General features: G+C 43.9%; 13 protein-coding genes. 11 read left to right on the forward strand and 2 right to left on the reverse strand.

Annotated features, from left to right (window positions below; all coding sequences use genetic code 11):
- Nucleotides 1–160 precede the first annotated feature (160 nt).
- From A3GI_RS0101090 to A3GI_RS0101120, 7 genes are all read left to right on the forward strand, one after another.
- Nucleotides 161–3,349, forward strand: coding sequence for a TonB-dependent receptor (locus A3GI_RS0101090; RefSeq protein WP_018359631.1), 3,189 nt, complete (start codon nt 161–163; stop codon nt 3,347–3,349).
- Between the two features lie 781 nt (nt 3,350–4,130).
- Complete coding sequence (porX, locus tag A3GI_RS0101095; RefSeq protein WP_018359632.1) at nt 4,131–5,675, forward strand: T9SS response regulator signal transducer PorX; 1,545 nt, start codon at nt 4,131–4,133, stop codon at nt 5,673–5,675.
- Between the two features lie 34 nt (nt 5,676–5,709).
- Nucleotides 5,710–6,144 (forward strand): tRNA (adenosine(37)-N6)-threonylcarbamoyltransferase complex ATPase subunit type 1 TsaE, encoded by a 435-nt coding sequence (gene tsaE, locus A3GI_RS0101100; protein WP_018359633.1) that lies wholly within the window; start codon nt 5,710–5,712, stop codon nt 6,142–6,144.
- Nucleotides 6,145–6,154: 10 nt separating this feature from the next.
- A complete protein-coding gene (locus A3GI_RS0101105; RefSeq protein ID WP_018359634.1) occupies nt 6,155–6,796 on the forward strand; it encodes a thymidine kinase in 642 nt (213 codons plus the stop codon).
- A gap of 18 nt (nt 6,797–6,814) precedes the next feature.
- The gene (locus A3GI_RS0101110; RefSeq protein WP_018359635.1) at nt 6,815–7,648 is read left to right on the forward strand and encodes a 5'-nucleotidase, lipoprotein e(P4) family; all 834 of its coding nucleotides are present in this window, start codon (nt 6,815–6,817) and stop codon (nt 7,646–7,648) included.
- Nucleotides 7,649–8,048: 400 nt separating this feature from the next.
- Nucleotides 8,049–8,630, forward strand: a complete 582-nt coding sequence (locus tag A3GI_RS0101115) for a hypothetical protein (protein WP_018359636.1) — start codon at nt 8,049–8,051, stop codon at nt 8,628–8,630.
- Entirely contained in the window at nt 8,617–9,189 is a 573-nt protein-coding gene (locus A3GI_RS0101120; protein ID WP_018359637.1) for a PepSY-associated TM helix domain-containing protein, read from the forward strand. The genes A3GI_RS0101115 and A3GI_RS0101120 overlap by 14 nt, the downstream gene beginning before the upstream one ends.
- A gap of 77 nt (nt 9,190–9,266) precedes the next feature.
- Here A3GI_RS0101120 and A3GI_RS0101125 read toward each other — a convergent pair whose 3' ends face one another.
- Nucleotides 9,267–10,019, reverse strand: coding sequence for a copper homeostasis protein CutC (locus tag A3GI_RS0101125; RefSeq protein WP_018359638.1), 753 nt, complete (start codon nt 10,017–10,019; stop codon nt 9,267–9,269).
- A 248-nt stretch (nt 10,020–10,267) separates the two neighbouring features.
- Entirely contained in the window at nt 10,268–10,708 is a 441-nt protein-coding gene (locus tag A3GI_RS0101130; RefSeq protein WP_238319937.1) for a hypothetical protein, read from the reverse strand.
- 691 nt (nt 10,709–11,399) lie between these two features.
- On the opposite strand from A3GI_RS0101130, the gene A3GI_RS0101135 reads away from it, so the two are divergent.
- The 4 genes from A3GI_RS0101135 to A3GI_RS10220 all read left to right on the forward strand — a co-directional run bounded on the left by A3GI_RS0101135 (nt 11,400) and on the right by A3GI_RS10220 (nt 18,253).
- A complete protein-coding gene (locus A3GI_RS0101135; protein ID WP_018359640.1) occupies nt 11,400–13,430 on the forward strand; it encodes a hypothetical protein in 2,031 nt (676 codons plus the stop codon).
- 133 nt (nt 13,431–13,563) lie between these two features.
- Nucleotides 13,564–15,825 carry a hypothetical protein gene (locus A3GI_RS0101140; protein WP_018359641.1) on the forward strand — a complete coding sequence of 754 codons (2,262 nt, stop codon included), beginning with the start codon at nt 13,564–13,566 and terminating at the stop codon, nt 15,823–15,825.
- 337 nt (nt 15,826–16,162) lie between these two features.
- On the forward strand, nt 16,163–16,594 hold the full coding sequence (locus A3GI_RS0101145) for a dCMP deaminase family protein (RefSeq protein ID WP_018359642.1): 432 nt from the start codon (nt 16,163–16,165) through the stop codon (nt 16,592–16,594).
- Nucleotides 16,595–16,618: 24 nt separating this feature from the next.
- Nucleotides 16,619–18,253: a S41 family peptidase gene (locus A3GI_RS10220; RefSeq protein WP_025079355.1), complete on the forward strand. Its 1,635-nt coding sequence runs from the start codon at nt 16,619–16,621 to the stop codon at nt 18,251–18,253.
- Nucleotides 18,254–18,277: the final 24 nt, after the last annotated feature.

The raw sequence follows: 18,277 nt of genomic DNA on the forward strand, positions 1-18,277 counted from the left end.
TGGAATTCATTACCTTTGTGATTAGTGAAAATAAATCTCTTACAAGAACTTTAGTCCATTCGGTAACAAAAACGAAACAAATAGACATTACTTTTACCTTCATTTATTGAACAGTATAATTTAATTCCAACTAATATAAACAGACAAAAATTCAACATTTATGAAAAAAAATCTACTTTATTTTTTCATGATGCTTGTGATGTTGTGCGGGTTTAACGGGCATCTTTCTGCTCAGGTAACCACCTCAGCTATGAGCGGACGTATTACAGACAACAATCATGAAGCCCTTATCGGCGCCTCTGTAAAGGCGAAACATATGCCTTCGGGCACGGTGTACGGTGCTATTACGAATGTCAACGGTAATTACAGTTTGCTGGGTATGCGCCCCGGAGGTCCTTATGAGTTGACGATCTCTTACATCGGCTATGAAACCAAAGAACTGAAAAATATTATGCTGAACTTAGGTGAAACCTCGGAGTTTGACTTTGTATTGGGCGAAAGTTCCACGATGCTTGAAGCCGTAGTGGTTACTGCTCAGCAAGGCTCTCGCTTCAATGCCCAGAAAACGGGGGCGGCAAGCAACTTCAATGCCAAGGTTATCCAAAGCACACCATCTATCAGCCGCAGTATCTTCGATGTAGCGCGCCTGACTCCTCAGGCCGTTTCAGCCGGCAGCGGTACCAGCTTTGCCGGTTCTAACAACCGTTACAACAGCTTCCAGATCGATGGTACGGTAAACAATGACGTGTTCGGTTTGTCCGGTAGCGGTACGAACGGAGGACAGACAGGTGCCAACCCCATCTCTCTGGATGCTATTCAGGAAGTACAGGTTGTTATCGCTCCGTTCGATGTTCGTCAGAGCGGTTTTACCGGCGGTGGTGTGAATGCCATCACCAAATCCGGTACAAACAAGTTCAGCGGTTCTGTTTACGGCTATTATAACGACGAGAATTTTGCCGGTACCACGCCTGGTAAGGATATCGAAAACCGCAAAAAACTCTCCGACCAATACAGCAAGACCTACGGTGTTACATTCGGTGGTCCTATCGTTAAAAACAAACTTTTCTTCTTCGGAAACTTCGAGTCGGTAAAAGAGTCTTACCCCACCTCTTTCAACGTGGGCGAAGGCTCTCTGATAACGAAAGAAGAGGCAGATGCTGTCGAGGCGAAAATCAAATCGCTTTTCAATGGCTACAATGGCGGCGGCTATGGTATGATTAACATCCCCACCGAATCCAAGAAAGTTTTGGCACGTATCGACTGGAATGTCAGCGATGCACACAACATGACCCTGCGTTACAGCTATTTGGATGCAAACAAACTGAATTTCGGAAAATACCGTAATGCTCTCCGTTTTAATGATAACGGTTATACCATGGTAAATAAAACTCACTCGATTGTTGGCGAATTGAACTCTCGTTTTTCCGACAAAGTTCAGAACGAACTGCGTTTGAGTTATACCCGTGTACGCGATCACCGCGATTTCAGCGGCCCGCGTGTGCCTTATACCAAAATCGAGCTGACCAAAACAGGAGACGATACCCGCAGCATAGAGTTCGGTACGGAGCGTTATTCTACGGCCAATGCTTTGGATCAGGATATCTATTCTTTGACGGATAACCTCACTTTTATTGCCGGTAATCATACGATCGTGTTGGGAACGCATAATGAGTTCTTCCACATGAAAAATCTTTTCATTCGCGAAAACTTCGGTTCGTATGTTTATAGGAGTCTGGATGATTTCCTCTCTATCGGTACTCAGGATGAAGCCATGCCTAAAGATTACAACTATTCTTTCTCTCGTGAGGATGTAACAGGTAGCAAAAGATGGGCTCCGGCTTTCAGTGCGGCACAGTTTGGTTTGTATCTGCAGGACGAATGGCGTGCAAATGATTTGCTTCGTTTGACATACGGTTTACGTGTGGATATGCCGGTATTCTTTGACAAACCTACTGCAAATCCGGACTTTAATAAATCTGCTATTGCTAAAGAATACGATGTAGCCACGGATGTATTGCCTAAGAGCAAACCGCTGTTTTCTCCGCGTATCGGCTTCCGCTACAAATTAGATGAAGACAGCAAGAGCCTCCTGCGCGGCGGTCTGGGTATTTTCACCGGACGCATTCCTTTTGTTTGGATATCGAACAGTTTCTCTAACTCCGGTGTGGAATACAGTCGTACCCGGATTAACAGAAACTTCCCGAATGATTTCCGTTACAGCCCGGATCCGGACAAACAGTATGTGCCGAAAGGTGTGATACCGACAGAGATCGATGTCGTGGATAAAAATTTCAAATATCCTCAGGTATTACGTGGCAATTTGGCTTTCGATGCTGTTCTGCCCGGTGGTATTAAAGCTACGATTGAAAGCCTTTATTCCAAGACGATGAATAATGTCGCCTACAAAGATCTGGCACGTAGGGCAACCGGTCAATATTTGGATATCCCGGGTATTGCAGATCATCGCCCTCTCTATGACCTTCGCCCTGATGCCAAGCAGTATAATGCCGGTCTTATCTATCTCACCAACACCAGCAAAGGATACACTTTCAACTTTACATCCAAACTGGAAAAAGATTTCGATTTCGGATTGAATGCCATGGTTGCCTATACTTACGGGCAATCCAAAGGAATCAACGACGGAACAAGCAGTCAGGCAAGTTCTAACTGGAAATACAACGAGGTATATGGCGGAGACATCAGCCCCGAGCTTTCGTTCTCCGACTTCGATATCACACACCGTATCGTAGCATCTCTGACCTATCGCGTAGAGTATCTGAAGCACTTTGCTACAACCATCAGTCTGCTTTACAACGGACAGAGCGGAGACCGGTACAGCCTCGTTTATAACGGCGATATCAACGGCGACGGGCAGTATGGCAATGACCTTATCTGGATACCGACAAAAGCCGAATTGGCCAAGATGCAGTTCAATAAATTCTTTGATAAACGTAAAGGCAAAGAAGTGACAGCTGAAGAGCAGCGCCGTAATTTGGAGAACTTTATCGAAGGGGATAAATACCTCTCCAAGAATCGTGGCAGTTTTGCAGAGCGTAATGCACTGCAGGCAAAATTCCACCATCACTTCGACCTGCACATTGCACAGGATTTCTTTATCAACGTAGGCGGTCAGCGTCATACCTTCCAGATCAATGCCGATATCCTGAACATCGGCAATCTCTTCAACCGTGGATGGGGGCTGTACGATGCCACCTCTTATAATTATAACAATTTGGCCTATAAGGGTAAGGGCAAATTCGAGTTTGCCAACCCCGACAACGGCTTGTACGGCATTGCTGACTACTCTTCTCGCTGGAGAGCTCAAATCGGCTTGAAGTATATGTTCTAAGAGTAATTCTTCTCAACGATAAGGGGCTGTGTCAAAATTCATTTTTGGCGCAGCCCCTTTTACAATGCGTCAGAATGCTTAAAGTACAAGACTCTAAGACTGAGACTCAAAGGAGTATACTGAAATGTGACCGAAAACGAATGTCGCAAGCAACGCGGTCATTTCCGCATGGTGACACACCCTCTTTTTATGTATTCAGAAAAAATCCCCTAAGCCGATTGAAAATCGTTTTAGGGGACATCCTTACTATTGATAAATAAGAAGCCGCGAAGTGGATTGCGTAAACTCCGAAAGACAGGATTTGAGGGTTTCCACATCTCTGTAATCCGCCCGAACCCCGAAGGGCGACGGCCCGCCATTAATGTGTAAACTTTAAGCCTCGGAATTATTATAGTGCTGAGTTTCCCAAATCAACAACGCGGCTATTAAAGTTTGCTATCTGCTTTTACAAATATAACAAAACCAAAAGAAACGGCAAAAACAGGATCCGGAGAGCATAAAATAACGTGAGTTTGATATAAGCTCTACTTATATTCTCCTGATCATTGTTTATTCTCCGATTGCCGGTGCAGCATGGACAATTGTTAAATCGGTATTTGAGAGGGAATAAAGAGCATATTTCGTTTATATCGAACCCATATTATCCCGATGTTTTACGAAACAGAGAAGGGTTCGTTTCTTTGTCCTTCAAAATAGATACGCATGCAATAGCTGTTGGGATACAGTCGTTTAATAATAAGATGGAGAATAACTATCTTTGAGCTTATCAAACGACAGCAAAATGAAAATTTATCACATACTTTGGGCAGACGACGAGATAGACTTGCTCAAACCGCATATCTTTTTTTTGGAGCAGAAAGGGTACAGCGTAACTCCCGTACTAAGCGGTGCGGATGCCATTGAAGCCGTTAAAGAAAACAATTTCGATCTGATCTTTTTGGATGAAAATATGCCCGGACTTACCGGTCTCGAGGCACTTCAGCAAATTAAGGAAATCAAACCTTACGTTCCCATCGTCATGGTTACAAAGAGCGAGGAGGAGCAGCTGATGAACGAGGCTATCGGGCGGAAAATTGCAGACTACCTGATCAAACCGGTGAATCCGCATCAATTGCTGCTTTCTGTGAAGAAGAACCTTCACCAAAGCAGCATCATCACCGAAACCACCACCATATCGTATCAACAGGCATTCAGAGAGTTGGGCGAACAGATCGGCGTGGATATGAATCTGGACCAGTGGAAAGAGCTGTACCGTCGGCTCGTTTTCTGGGAGTTGGAGCTGGAGGAAGGCAATAACCCCATGAGCGAAATGCTGGAAATGCAGAAGGCCGAGGCCGGTCGGATGTTCAGCCGCTTTATTGCACGCAACTATGAAAACTGGATCAACACTCCCGATAAGAGGCCGCTTATGAGCCCCTCTCTCTTTAAGGACAAGGTTTTCCCTCTTCTGGATGCCGGGGAAAAAGTTTTTTTCGTGCTGATCGATAACTTCCGTTTAGACCAGTGGGAGTCGGTTAAAAAGATGCTCAACGAGTTTTTTACTTTCGACGAAGATCTTTATTTGAGTATTCTGCCCACAGCCACGCAGTATGCGCGCAATGCCATTTTTTCGGGACTGATGCCTTTGGACATAGCGAAACTCTTTCCCGATTTATGGGTGGACGAAGAAAGCGAGGAGGGTAAAAACCTCAATGAAGCACCGATGATTGAAAAGCAGCTGGAACGTTTCAGAAAGAAATACCGTTTTTCATACAATAAAATCTACGAAACGCGTTTCGGAGAAAAGCTGCTGACCAACTTTAAGCAGTTTGCCGAATATCCTCTTAATGTTATGGTGCTCAATTTTGTGGATATGCTCTCGCATGCCCGTACCGAAAGCAAGATGATTCGCGAGCTTGCGAGCACCGAGGCGGCCTATCGCTCTCTGACGCAAAGCTGGTTTAAGCATTCTACAACGTATAACCTCTTCCGCCGGATGGCCGAGTTGGGCTATCGCGTTATTCTGACTACGGACCATGGAACCATACGGGTAAAGAATCCGGTAAAAATTATCGGAGATCGCAATACGAACACCAACCTCAGATATAAAATCGGCAAGACATTGAACTACAATCCCAGGGAACTCTATGAAATCAAGGAGCCCGAAAAAATAGGGTTGCCCAAAACGCATATTTCGGATCGTTTCGTGTTCTGCCAGAATGACGACTTTTTTGCCTATCCCAATAATTATAATTACTACGTACAGTATTACCGCGATACTTTCCAGCATGGCGGTATCTCCATGGAGGAGATGCTGGTGCCTGTCGTTACGATGACACCGCGATAGTCCGGAATATCAAACTCAACGTCAATACTTATCAATGGCACAATATCATATCCCCAATACCGGCTGTCTGCAAGAGGTTGCGGCAGCTTTTGCCCGTCATGAGCTTCCGGAGCATAAAATATTTGCTTTCTATGCCCCTATGGGTACGGGCAAAACCACTTTTATCAAAGCCCTGTGCGAACATTTGGGCGTTACGGATGTCATCAACAGTCCCACCTTCTCCATCATCAATGAGTATCAGGCCGAACCCTCGGGCGAATTGCTTTATCATTTCGACTGTTATCGGCTCGAAAAGGTAGAAGATGCACTTAATCTGGGAGCAGAGGATTATTTTGAGAGCGGATGTCGTTGCTTTATCGAATGGCCGGAAGTGCTGGAAGATCTTTTGCCCGCAGATACCGTGGCTGTGAAGATGGAAGAGCAGCCGGACGGCAGCCGGATTATTACCACAATGCCTCTCTTTGAATAAATACAAATCTATGGAACATTACGAAATAGAAGACAATCTGCCTGTCACCCGGAGGAAGAGGGGCAGCATCGAAGTGATTTGCGGCTCTATGTTCAGTGGAAAAACAGAAGAGCTCATACGCAGGCTCAGGCGTGCCAGCATAGCCAAAATGAATGTGGAAATATTTAAGCCTGCCATAGATGTTCGCTATGACGAAGAACAGGTGGTAAGCCATGACCGCAACGTTATAGAGTCTACTCCGGTAAATCACTCCGGCAATATTCTGCTAATGAGTTCGGAGGTCGATGTCGTTGGCATAGATGAGGCACAGTTTTTCGACGACGGGTTGGTAGACGTGGTGCAGAAGCTGGCAGATCAGGGCATGCGAGTGGTTATTGCCGGGTTGGATATGGACTTTAGGCGAAGGCCCTTCGGTCCCATGCCCACACTTTGTGCCATTGCCGATTCGGTGAGTAAAGTGCACGCCATCTGTGTGGAGTGCGGACGGCTGGCAAACTACAGTTACCGCTTAAGTGATGCCGAGCAGCAGGTTATGCTGGGCGAACTGGACGAATATAAACCTCTCTGCCGTTCGTGCTACATGAAACATACTCACCGGCATGGCATGGAAGAAGAAAAAGAGCAGAACGATAGCCTCTTTTCCAATGACTAAAATCAATTGCTAAATACTATGATAAAGAAATTCAGGACAGCAACCTTTTTCTCCGTTGCCGTCGTTTTGCTGTTAGCCGCCTGCACGGTAAATAAACCGGATTTACGAATGCCATCTGCCCCTTTAAGCCATCACACCATCGGAGGAAAGCTCTTTACCTCTGCCTGGATGCAGAGGTCGGCAGAGTATCAGGCCTTGTGTCTTCAGGCTTACAACATTGCTACCGAAAGATTGGATCGGGCAGTAGATTTGAACAGCCGGTCGGAAGCTCCTAAGAAGTTGGCCGTGATTACGGACATTGACGAAACATTTCTCGACAACTCTCCCAACTCCGTTCACCAGGCCCTTTCCGGCAAAGATTATGAAGAGGTATCATGGAATGCGTGGTGTGAGTTGGCCGATGCCGATACGGTGGGCGGAGCAGTCGATTTCTTTCGTCATGCAGCAGACCGGGGAGTGGAGGTTTTCTATATCTCGAACCGTAATGAAGCAAATCGCTCAGGAACACTCAAAAATCTCCGACGCTATGGCTTGCCATACGCAGATAATGACCATTTGCTACTCAGAACGAACACATCGAATAAAGATGAACGCCGGGCTGCCGTACTTAAGGACTATGAAGTGATTATTTACCTGGGAGACAATCTGGGAGATTTCAGCCATCTTTTCGATTCGAACAGTGAAGCCGAACGCAAGCATGCTCTCTGGAAATTCAAACGCGAGATCGGCAGCCGCTTTATCGTATTGCCCAACCCGAATTATGGCAACTGGGAAAAAGCCATGAACGGAGGCTATCCTCCGTTATCCGTTCGAGACAGTATCCTCAAGCACACATTACGGAGCCATAAATAAGATTTGCCAAAATTTATGGATAGGGGGGTGTCAAAATTCATTTTTGGCACAGTCCCTTTCAGGTGTGTCAGAGTGCGTAAAGTACAAGGCGTTAAAGACTTGGGCTGAAGGGAGCATGCTGAAGTACGTGACCGAAGCCGAATGTCGTAAGCAACGCAGTAATTTGCGCATGATGACAAACCGTCGTTTGTATTATCCCCTGCCTCTTTTATTATTAAACAGTGCAAATAGGGGAGAAGAGTTTCGTATTTTACTTGTATAAACTAACGGTATTCAGGTGTAATTATTGATGCCATATCGATTTTTTATGTACATTTCAAGTATCTTGATAAATAAAAATGATAAACTTTATAGAATGTAAACACACGTTATTCTTTAATTTTTCAAAATTTACAACACAATGAAAAGTAAACTGTTTCTCGTGGCTCTTTTTGCCACTCTGATCCTCTCGTCCTGCGGATCCAACCAGAAAAAGAAAACGGAAGACAATACCGCTACGGAAACAGCGGTAAAGAAAATGGAGGTCGACAGTCTTCTTGCTCAAGCTGAAACCCTCATAGGTCAGGAAGTTACCGTACAGGGCTTTTGCACCCATCTCTGCGCTCACGGAGCATCCAAACTGTTTATGATAGGTAGCGACAGCACCAAGAGCATTCGTGTGGAGGCTGCCTCACTCGGTTCGTTCGATGCTGCCTGTGCAAACAGTATGGTGGAGGTGAAAGGTATTCTTAAAGAGCAGCGTATCGATGAGGCTTATCTGCAGGAATGGGAAGCGAAATTGGCTGCCGGGCAAACGGAAAAACATGGCGACGGCAAAGAAGGCGGTTGTGCCTCGGAAAAGAATGCCCGTCAGGAAACAGCCAATACGCCTGAGGCTCGCATAGCCGACTTCCGGGCAAAAATAGCTCAACGCGAGGCTGAAACCGGCAAGGCATACCTCTCGTTCTACTATTTGGAAGCCAAAAGTTATGAAATTCAATAAAATCGGTCCCTCGGTGCGCAAGTTTTCGCGTATCATACATCGGGATTTATCTTTCTTCTTCTCCGGTATGGTGTTGATATACGCCATATCGGGGTTTGTCATGAACCATCGTGACAGCATTAACCCCAACTATTCGATAACGCGCAAAGTCTATAACCATACCGAAACGTTACCTCCGAAGAGCGAGATAAAGAAAGAAGATGTGCTGCGTCTGCTTACTCCTCTTAAGGAAGAGAAAAACTATACGAAACACTATTTCCCGCAAGAAAATACGATGAAAGTGTTTCTCAAAGGCGGCTCCAATCTTTCGGTAAACCTCACAAGCCGTGAAGTGATCTATGAGAAACTGACCCGCCGCCCTGTCATTGGCCGGATGACTCGCCTGCACTATAATCCCGGGAGGTGGTGGACGACGTTTGCAGATATTTTTGCCATCTCGCTCATCATCATCACCGTCACAGGACTGGTTATGATTAAGGGGAAAAAAGGACTTTGGGGGCGTGGTGGCATCTACCTGCTTATCGGCATACTCTTCCCGTTGGCATTTCTGCTGCTGTGAAACATTCCGGTTTTCCGGAATTCTCTATCTCTGTTTTTCTGTAAAGCAGAGTGCAGCAGGAGGGTCAGCAGTAAAAATCAGATAGAGCGAAGCAGGTTCACCGTTTCCCGCACAAGTTCGGGGTGAGTGGTCGGTTGTGCATATTCGTCGATAATCACAGTGCCGCCCATGCTGACATTGCTTCGCCGATATTGCATGGCGCTTGGCACATCGGTTCTTAAAGAGCAGTGAAACTGATTGATGCCGGTTTGCCGTGCCAATTCGGCTATGTTGGATGCTCTTACTCCACTGCCTGCCATGATGCCGATGCGTCCTGCAGCACGGTACACCAGTCGCCCGATCAGAGCAGCTCCCTCCGGTGCCGTGGGGGCACATCCGCTGGTAAGAATACGGTTGAATCCTCCGGCAGTGATAATCTCCTCCAACATCCTTTCGGGGTCGGCACACATATCGAAAGCCCGGTGAAAAGTTACGGCCATCCCTTCGGCCGCCTCCAGCAATATGCCGTTAGCCCGTTTATCGTAAAATCCCTCGGGTGTCAGACAACCGAAAACAACACCGTCGGCTTTCAACTCCCTTGCCACCCGGATATCATAAACCATCTGTCGCAGTTCCGTATCGCTGTAAAAGAAGTCGCCGGCACGTGGTCGGATAATGACATGTACAGGAATATCTATTGTTTCGCATGCTTCTTTAATCATGCCCGCAGAGGGAGTTGTCCCCCCCTCGGGAATACCCTGGCAGAGCTCTACGCGGGTGGCTCCGCCCTCTTGTGCCGCTATACAGCTGTCCACCGAGTTGGCACAAATTTCCAGTTCGAAGTTTTTCATCGGGAAAGTAGTGTTAATCCGGACTTTTATTCCGGTAAAGGTAGCGATAAGAAATAATCTCTAAAGAAATAAGGCAAAACAGAGGTGGCGGAAAATCCGTTGCCTGATGGTTGAAAATTCTTCAGGCAAAGAAAAAAAATCCAAGTTAACTTCGTTGAAAATCCATTGCGCTAAGAATTTTCAACCATATTGCAACTATTCGAGCTTATAAGAGTTAAGCTCAGTATTTTCATGTAAACTTGTGTAAATCATCGTTCCGAAAGATATTGTCTTATTTCGTTAGCAGTCAATCTTCTCACCTGCGTATCTGTAAATTCTCTATATTCTTCCATGCGGAAAAGCGGACTCATGCCATCGCATCTCTTCCCTTTGTTTCTTCTTAAGTATAATTCCAAATCTTCCTCGTCTGCAAAGATTTTATACGTGCTTTTTCCTTTCCCGTCCTTTATTTCATAAATACCGCATGGTTTCCTGTTCGTGTAGTCTGCGGTCCGCAAATACAGCTTTGCAATTTCTAAGGATTTGAACGGGAAATTCCATCTTTGCAATCCTCTTTTCGGGTCGTGCTCTATGCAGATACAGCGACCACAGGTGCCGCATATATATTGTGTGTGGTTTTCCAGGCAGTCCGAAGGATTGAGTAGTGGTGTAATTCTATTTCGGTCGCTATAGCATTCTTTACATATCATAATGAAGTTATTTTTTTATTTTCTTGATGATTGTTAGGTGAATTATTCAATAAAACAACAATGTAGCGATGACTACATGCGTCGGTATTTTGTTCGGCGTTTTTATTTCTACATGACTGTTGACTTATTTGCACTTCTTACGAAACTTCACCAATATAACCATTTTAGTTTGCCTGTCGCAAGTATAGAGAGTTGTTATTACTATATCTGTTTGTTGTTGTCTAAATCTTTATTGATAATTTATACGGAGCCATACCGCTCAAAAGAGCAATTGCCTTACAAAACGATTAGATACCTAATTTATTTGATGCGTCTCCTTTGTTAGGCGAGGATTTCTTGCCTTTTTGGATTTAGTGATTGTCTGTTTGCAGATTGCATTTTGTTTTTTCTTGAATGATATATGTTTGTTTTGTTTTATTTGTTTAATAGGGTCTTTTTTTGGTTTTATTGTTAAAGTTGATTTGGGTAATTGGTTTTCTGTAGTCAAAAAATAGATGTATTACTGTTTGATTATTAATTTATGTTGGTTCTGTTGTTTGATATTATAAATAAAATATATAAATTTATTAAACGAAGAAAGAAGGGTGTCGAATAGAATATTTCGTGAGACTGGAGGATGTTAACGGGTTCTGTGCTTTCATGTCTCTATGTTGAAATAGGTAAAACAGGGCCTAATTAAAACTATTGTATTATGGCGAACGTAACACCCATGGGTTACCCGCATTATGGAGCGGGAACCGTAGAAGTTTTAGTAAAAGATGTGGACGGAGTGGATTACTCATTGCTGTTTGCTCCTGATCCGAAGAACAATGAATTGCGCAATGCCGGGCTGCCCATGCAGTTTTATTATTACCCAAAGGCTCCCAGGCTTGCTAAATATCCTGATGGTCGTTTCAAGTTTTCAATGCAAGTGTTTAAAAGTACCGGAGACGAGTCTACGGTAATTGGTGCCGAGGGGTTGGAAGAAGAGGCCGGTGCTTTCACTTCTCTTACCAGTACCATTGATGTGCCCGAGCCTATATTGCTAAAGGCGATCGAAAAGTTTAAGACAACCATAGAGAAACAATTTGGAACACACCGGAATGGTTTGTTGGGGCTTTTCTCTTGGTTAAGGGGAAAAGATAAGGATATAACCCTTGCCAATATTCGTCCTGTTCAATTGATAGAGAATAACATTTCGATGCACATTATCGGAGAGGAAGATCCCGACAAGCAACCCTTTGGCGGCCTTAATCCGTGGACTATGAATGTGCAGGGTAAAGGTGCGGGGCAAACTTTCGGACTCGGAGAGAATGCTTTTTCCATCATGATGGGGCGTAACTCTGCATCCCTTTTGAAAGCTTCTTTAGAAAGCGGAGGCAATAATCTGGTAATAGAAAATGTCATTAAGTATAAGGCCTACATGCCTACTACCATTATTCGTACGGTAGTAAAAACATCAAGAGTGCATAAATACTTTTCGTCCAAACTTTCTGTTCCGGGGAGATTTATTGATTTTAACTGGGAGCATGAATACGAAAAGCTACGCACATCGGGGGCTATTGAAACTGAGATTATTGCCGATGAGCAGTTTTCGACCGAAGATCGCAAGCGATTGGAAGAATCTTTGATTGAAAAACAGAGAGATTATGCTTTTAAGGCTGTCGAGAAGTGTATTTTTGAGCCGGAAATAAAGAAGTTTACCCCGGCAAAAGAACCGGACACAAAAAGAACGAAAACAATTAGATTTTTGGGTATCTCGGTTTCTATTTCCAGACGCTGTGTCGGATGGAGTCTGAAAACGGCTTCGGATATTAAGGAGCTTGACTTTAAAGATGAAGTTAAGTTTAGCGGTATTTGCGTGCTTGATTCCAAAATTAGCGGAAACCTGGATCCTCTTATCAATAAGGGGGATCAGGAAACTTTGAAGCAATACGTTTCCGAGGTGCGTCTTGATGAAGATTTTGCTAAGGTTCATATTATTACCGCTCTTAATGGAAGCCTTGTCAAGATGGACCGGGATAATGAGATTTTGAACGATAGCCCCGTCAGTCAGGTGGCGATCGAAGTCGGTTATCCGGATTCAAAGGGTAATATGATCTGGAAGAGTTCGGGGCGCATGATTGCAGAGGGGGGCACCCCTTATATTCAGAAGACCTCACGGAGCGGAAAGACTGTAGATGCGATCTATCCTGCATTGTGGAACTCTCCGGCTATGGATCAAAACCTGTTTGTTTTTGATTTTGTACGTAATACTCCGCCCAGCGAAGTGACTGTGCGTCAGGAAGTAATGTATGAAAAGGATAAAAGAGTAAAAGTCAAGGACAAAAAAGCGGAATTCGTGTTTAAGGGTACGAAAGTCTTTATCGAATTACCTGTATTGACATTTGTCGATTATAATCTTTCTGCCGAAGAGCTTTATGAATGCGATACTCTGGAGGTGACATTGAAGGTTGATAAGATGAGCGCTAAGACATTTAAGTTCAGCTCTGAAAATTTTGGAGATATTATCCCTTATAAAGTTTGGTATGAAGCCGGTTACTCTGTCAAACCTACCGAATATAAAGTGAAGTATACCTGTAAGGGTAAGGTCAATAAGGCTTTGAAGAAGGTAACCATTAATAGTGGCTGGCAGAAACTGGACTATCTTGAGGGGGATGTTATCTTTGAAATCCCTTCAGGAACAGAAAGTCAGAATGAAGCCGTTCAAGCTATTCGCCGGAAGTTTACCGAAGAGGAATAAACTGAAATAATCAAATGAGGGTGGGGGTGTCCACCCTCTGTTATTTTAATTAAGTAAGTACAATCATATAACCTGCAAAAAACGTTATGATGTGTCTTTTGCTGTCCTGTTATATCTTTTTATAAATAATACTATGGATACTGTATATAAAGAAATGGATGGAAAGCTTGTTCCCATTGAACGGTTTAATTTGGGAAGAGCTAAAGCTTCTGTTGCATATTTCCGGGGGCAGGGTAAAACAGAGGAGGATGAGTTTGCCGTAAGAAGGCATCCGGTGGTGCAATCTATTCCTTTGGAAAAGGCTCTTTTGGATGGTGATGTGAGAGTAAAACTGCCTGATTCTTTGGAACGCGGAACGGTAATAAATCGGGAGATTATAAAGCTGCTTGTTGAAAGTGAATCCGATTATCCTGTTGTTGAAAATGTCAGTGCAATTGATCCAAAGAGCACTTTCAAGAATAAAAAAGGAGACAAGATACTTGTCTTTCCTGAAGTTAAAATTCAGCCGTATGGGGGGAAAGAGTTGTTTTATTATGAAAAAGTCAAAAGCATCGAAAGCAGGGAAAGCGTACAGGAAGCAGAAAGAAAGCGGTTAAAATATACAGGCCGTATTACGCTTGAATATGAGCTGATTGATCGGGCAGCTCAGAATCAGACCTCTATTACGATTCGATTAAGTGAGGCGGTGCTGAATTTGAAGTCCGCAAAAGAAAAGATCTGTATCAGTGGACAGATCGATGAGGATAAGAAGATGTTGACTTTTCCCATGAAAGACGATGCTGTCGAAATTGCTTTTTGGAATTTGGTTTCAGATTTTCCGGAGAATCATTGTAGTGTGAGTCTTTTCTTCGAGTTTAAGGGATATGAGCCGGTGTCAAATAGTATTTTAATTTCCGGTAATCGAGAATTGCTGGCAGAGGTTTTTCTCGAACGGCATAATGAAAGACTTGTGGGATTGACAAAGGCCAGTTTTTTGCGGGAAATTGCCGTTCCAAAATCAGAAATTCATTTTCAAAGAAGAGAAGGCATATTACGGAAAAATCCACAGAGAAGAGCAATTCGAAGGGAATTTATAGGGAGTAAAATCTTTTCTGAAGGAGAGATGCAGAAAAGCTCTTTTATCTTAAAGGTCGAGAATACAATAAACTACCCTTGGAAAAGGGATAAAAAAGATACGTTGTACCGGGATATCGACGGTGGGATCACTTCCAATCCGTTTAATTTGAATGAAAAGTTTTCAGAGTTCGAACAGTTGTACTGTCCCGGTATTTCATTTCATGATGTGGCTGTATACAAGTCAAAAACACAGCCGGATTTGTTTCTTCTTTTCCCGAAGAGATATTTCCTGGCGAGAGACAGTGATACGTCTTTGCCATGTATGACACTGACGGCTCATTTAAGCGAGGGGGGAAGCGGTAATTATGAGGAAATCTCCAAGGTTTGCTTCTCGTATGCACTCTCTCCGGATTTGTCGGACTTAAAGCTCTGTGAATTGAAGATGAAATTGTATCAGAACAAATTATTGGATGATGACAGTCCCGGTTATCTGGATCGTATTCGATTTTGGTATCCGAGTGATATCAATGCCGATTTGGAGGTGACCGGCAATCAAAATATCCTGCCGGAATCTATTCTTGAAGACGGGAGACACTTTGTGGTTTCCTATGTCACAGAGAGCCTGTCCGATGCCAGTCTGTTTATCACGGCTCTTAACAATGAAATATCACAATATGCAAATATTACTTTCTCTCATCGCGAGATACGTAACACTGCTATCATGGAGTTGAATATGGGAAAAACAATAGGCTCTTTTGTGGATATTGTGCCGAATGATGAGAAAAAGACTTTCACAATTACAAATAATTCTCTTTCTCCATGCCGTATATCCAACGTTCTGCTCGTTTCAAAGGAAGAGAAACCGTATTATAATCCTGTCTATTTCAGCAATAAATCGAATCTTAAAAGTAAAGAAAAAAGAGAATTGCCAATCCAAGACTTGACCAGTGGCAGGGAATATCTAAATCCTAAATATATACATCTTGATTATGAAAGTTTGGAAGATATCAGTAAAGAGTTTAAACAGGAAATAGCGACAACATCCAATTATCAACGTTCGGTCATAATAAACTTTAGTAAAATTGCGAATAAAAAAATCTGTCGGTTATGGGGGGCATTGAAAATAGGGGCGACCGGCAACTCTTTTACTTTTGAAAGAGAGAAATCCGAGTTTTCAACACCTCTTTTATTAAGCTTCATTATCAAAAACGAAAAAGCGAATAATAATTATCTGATTTCTTATGAGATAACATATTATGATCAAAATGGTAATGTTTTGAAAAATCAGAAAGAAACATTTGATTATTCGAAGAGTGGACGTATTGACTTGCGATGCTGAAGACAAGAACCTTTCTTTTCATGTAGATTGATACGCTTGGTGTGCGGTGATTGGCGGTGTGCGAGAGAGCCTGTTTTTATGTTTTGAGTCGTCTTTAAGGGATAATGCCGATGGAATATCGGAACAAGATAAAAGGCCAGGTCTTTCAATTTTGTTCGGCAAGGACAATCGTTATTTTCGGAGTAAAGTAAAAACAGGTGTTTGAATGTTGTAAAAAGGAGTCTTCAAATAGCTGTTATGCACGCTGTTAATCCATTACATTTACTAACTTTGTGGGAAATTAGAAACACGACTGTCTCCGAGCTTATATCTAATCTATAGGGATTGTTAGAAATAAATGACAGAAAAGGAAAAAAAGCAGTTGGCCTTAGACCGGCGCTATCTGCGTATGGCACAAATATGGTCCGAAAACTCATACTGTAAACGCCGGCAGGTGGGTGCCCTGATCGTTAAAGATCAAATGATTATATCCGATGGCTATAACGGAACACCGTCAGGGTTTGAAAATGTTTGTGAAGATGAACATGGGGTAACCAAACCTTATGTGCTCCATGCAGAGGCCAATGCTATTACGAAAGTTGCCGCTTCGACCAATGACAGTCGTGGAGCCACTATTTATATTACCGCTTCTCCCTGTATAGAGTGTGCCAAACTGATTATTCAGTGCGGTATCGTAAGAGTCGTTTACTGTGAGGAATACCGCCTGACCGAAGGAGTGGATTTACTGAAAAAGGCCGGCGTAGAGGTTGCGTATGTTCCCATCGATTGATACATGTTTAATTGACTGCAAGAGATGACACGAAGAAATTTTTGGCGAGGAATGCTTCTTTTCCTCTGCGCCGCAGCTGTTTATTCGTTAGGGCATTATGTGGGAGGATTATCCGAGCGACGCTCTCTCAGGGGTGGTAAGCTGGATCGGGTAATGAAACTTATCCGCACGGCTTATGTGGATACGGTAGACGTCGACAAACTGGAAAGCGATGCTATCCCGATGGTTTTGAGCCATTTGGATCCTCATTCGGCTTACCTGAGCAAAGAGTTGAATACTTCGGAGGTGGAGAAACTGGACGGTTCGTTCAGCGGTATCGGTGTACAGTTCAATACGGTTTTGGATACGCCTGTTGTAGTTAAGGTAATACCCGGAGGACCCAGTGAGAGAGCCGGCATTCAGGCAGGAGATCGCATATTGAGAGCCGATGGATTCCCCCTTTTCGGCGAGAAATTGGACAGTAAGGAGATTATTTCCAAACTCAAAGGTCCCAGAAAGAGTGTTGTTAAACTGGATATACTCAGAGAAGGCAAAAGCGTGGAAGCCAAAGTTTTGCGTGATGATGTGCCTGTGCCTACGGTGGAAGCTTCTTATATGGCAGCCCCCGGCGTTCTGTTCGTCAAACTTAATGGCTGGGGATTGCAGACGCATGGCGAGGTGTTGACGAGCTATGCCAAACATAAACCTGAAGGAGTCGAAGGTATTGTAATCGATTTGCGAAACAACGGTGGCGGTTATCTGGAGGCTGCCACGTCATTGAGCAGTGAATTTTTACCAAAGAACAAGCTTATACTTTATGCCGATGGCAATGCTTTCAGCCGGCAGGACATCCGGAGTACGCGTGACGGGTTACTGAAAGATGTGCCTCTTGTGGTGCTTTTGGACGAATTTTCTGCCAGCTCCAGTGAAATTTTTGCCGGAGCCATGCAGGATCATGACCGGGCGTTGATCGTAGGGCGACGAAGCTTCGGTAAAGGACTGGTACAACGTCCGTTTATGCTCCCTGACAGTTCGGTGGTACGTCTCACCGTAGCCCGATATTACACTCCGAGCGGAAGATGTATCCAGAAACAATATGATCCGGAGAATTATGACGGGTATGTTCGGGATATTCAGGATCGCTATCTGCATGGTGAACTTTTCAATGCGGATAGCATACGGTTCAACGATTCGCTCCGTTATTTTACAGAAGGAAAACGTGTGGTTTACGGTGGCGGCGGTATTACTCCCGATGTTTTTGTGCCGCGTGACAGTTCGGGTATCACATCCTATTATATAAGGCTTATCGATTCCGAGATTTTGCCCAAGTTTGCGTTCCTCTATGCCGACGGCAATCGTGCGATGCTATCTCAGGCTAAAAATGTAGAAGAATTGACGGCCATGCTGGATGCGCAGGGCGTATTGTACAAGCTGACAGCTTTTGCGCAGAAGGAAAACATACAGATGCGTACGACATTGTTTAAACGTTCTTTTGAGCTTTTGCGCACCAATCTGTATGCTCTTATTGCCGATTATTTCTTCGACCGTGAAGGTCTTTACCTTATTATGTATGAGAAGGATGAAGCTTTGAGTAAAGCTGTCGATGCCATTAATGAAGGAAAAACTTATCCGGTAATGAGCGAAGATAAAAGGAAAGCTTTGCCGGGTAAAGGCGTTTAGACTCACTGATTTGGACAGAATGAT

Origin of the sequence: Porphyromonas macacae DSM 20710 = JCM 13914, from assembly GCF_000379945.1 — a bacterium.
Taxonomy (GTDB): Bacteria; Bacteroidota; Bacteroidia; order Bacteroidales; family Porphyromonadaceae; genus Porphyromonas; species Porphyromonas macacae.

Excerpts from the sequence above, each read along its gene's own strand:
- A3GI_RS0101090 (WP_018359631.1), top strand. The coding sequence starts at position 161 with ATGAAAAAAAATCTACTTTATTTTTTCATGATGCTTGTGATGTTGTGC.
- porX (WP_018359632.1), top strand. The coding sequence starts at position 4,131 with ATGAAAATTTATCACATACTTTGGGCAGACGACGAGATAGACTTGCTC.
- tsaE (WP_018359633.1), top strand. The coding sequence starts at position 5,710 with ATGGCACAATATCATATCCCCAATACCGGCTGTCTGCAAGAGGTTGCG.
- A3GI_RS0101105 (WP_018359634.1), top strand. The coding sequence starts at position 6,155 with ATGGAACATTACGAAATAGAAGACAATCTGCCTGTCACCCGGAGGAAG.
- A3GI_RS0101110 (WP_018359635.1), top strand. The coding sequence starts at position 6,815 with ATGATAAAGAAATTCAGGACAGCAACCTTTTTCTCCGTTGCCGTCGTT.
- A3GI_RS0101115 (WP_018359636.1), top strand. The coding sequence starts at position 8,049 with ATGAAAAGTAAACTGTTTCTCGTGGCTCTTTTTGCCACTCTGATCCTC.
- A3GI_RS0101120 (WP_018359637.1), top strand. The coding sequence starts at position 8,617 with ATGAAATTCAATAAAATCGGTCCCTCGGTGCGCAAGTTTTCGCGTATC.
- A3GI_RS0101125 (WP_018359638.1), bottom strand. The coding sequence starts at position 10,019 with ATGAAAAACTTCGAACTGGAAATTTGTGCCAACTCGGTGGACAGCTGT.
- A3GI_RS0101130 (WP_238319937.1), bottom strand. The coding sequence starts at position 10,708 with ATGATATGTAAAGAATGCTATAGCGACCGAAATAGAATTACACCACTA.
- A3GI_RS0101135 (WP_018359640.1), top strand. The coding sequence starts at position 11,400 with ATGGCGAACGTAACACCCATGGGTTACCCGCATTATGGAGCGGGAACC.
- A3GI_RS0101140 (WP_018359641.1), top strand. The coding sequence starts at position 13,564 with ATGGATACTGTATATAAAGAAATGGATGGAAAGCTTGTTCCCATTGAA.
- A3GI_RS0101145 (WP_018359642.1), top strand. The coding sequence starts at position 16,163 with ATGACAGAAAAGGAAAAAAAGCAGTTGGCCTTAGACCGGCGCTATCTG.
- A3GI_RS10220 (WP_025079355.1), top strand. The coding sequence starts at position 16,619 with ATGACACGAAGAAATTTTTGGCGAGGAATGCTTCTTTTCCTCTGCGCC.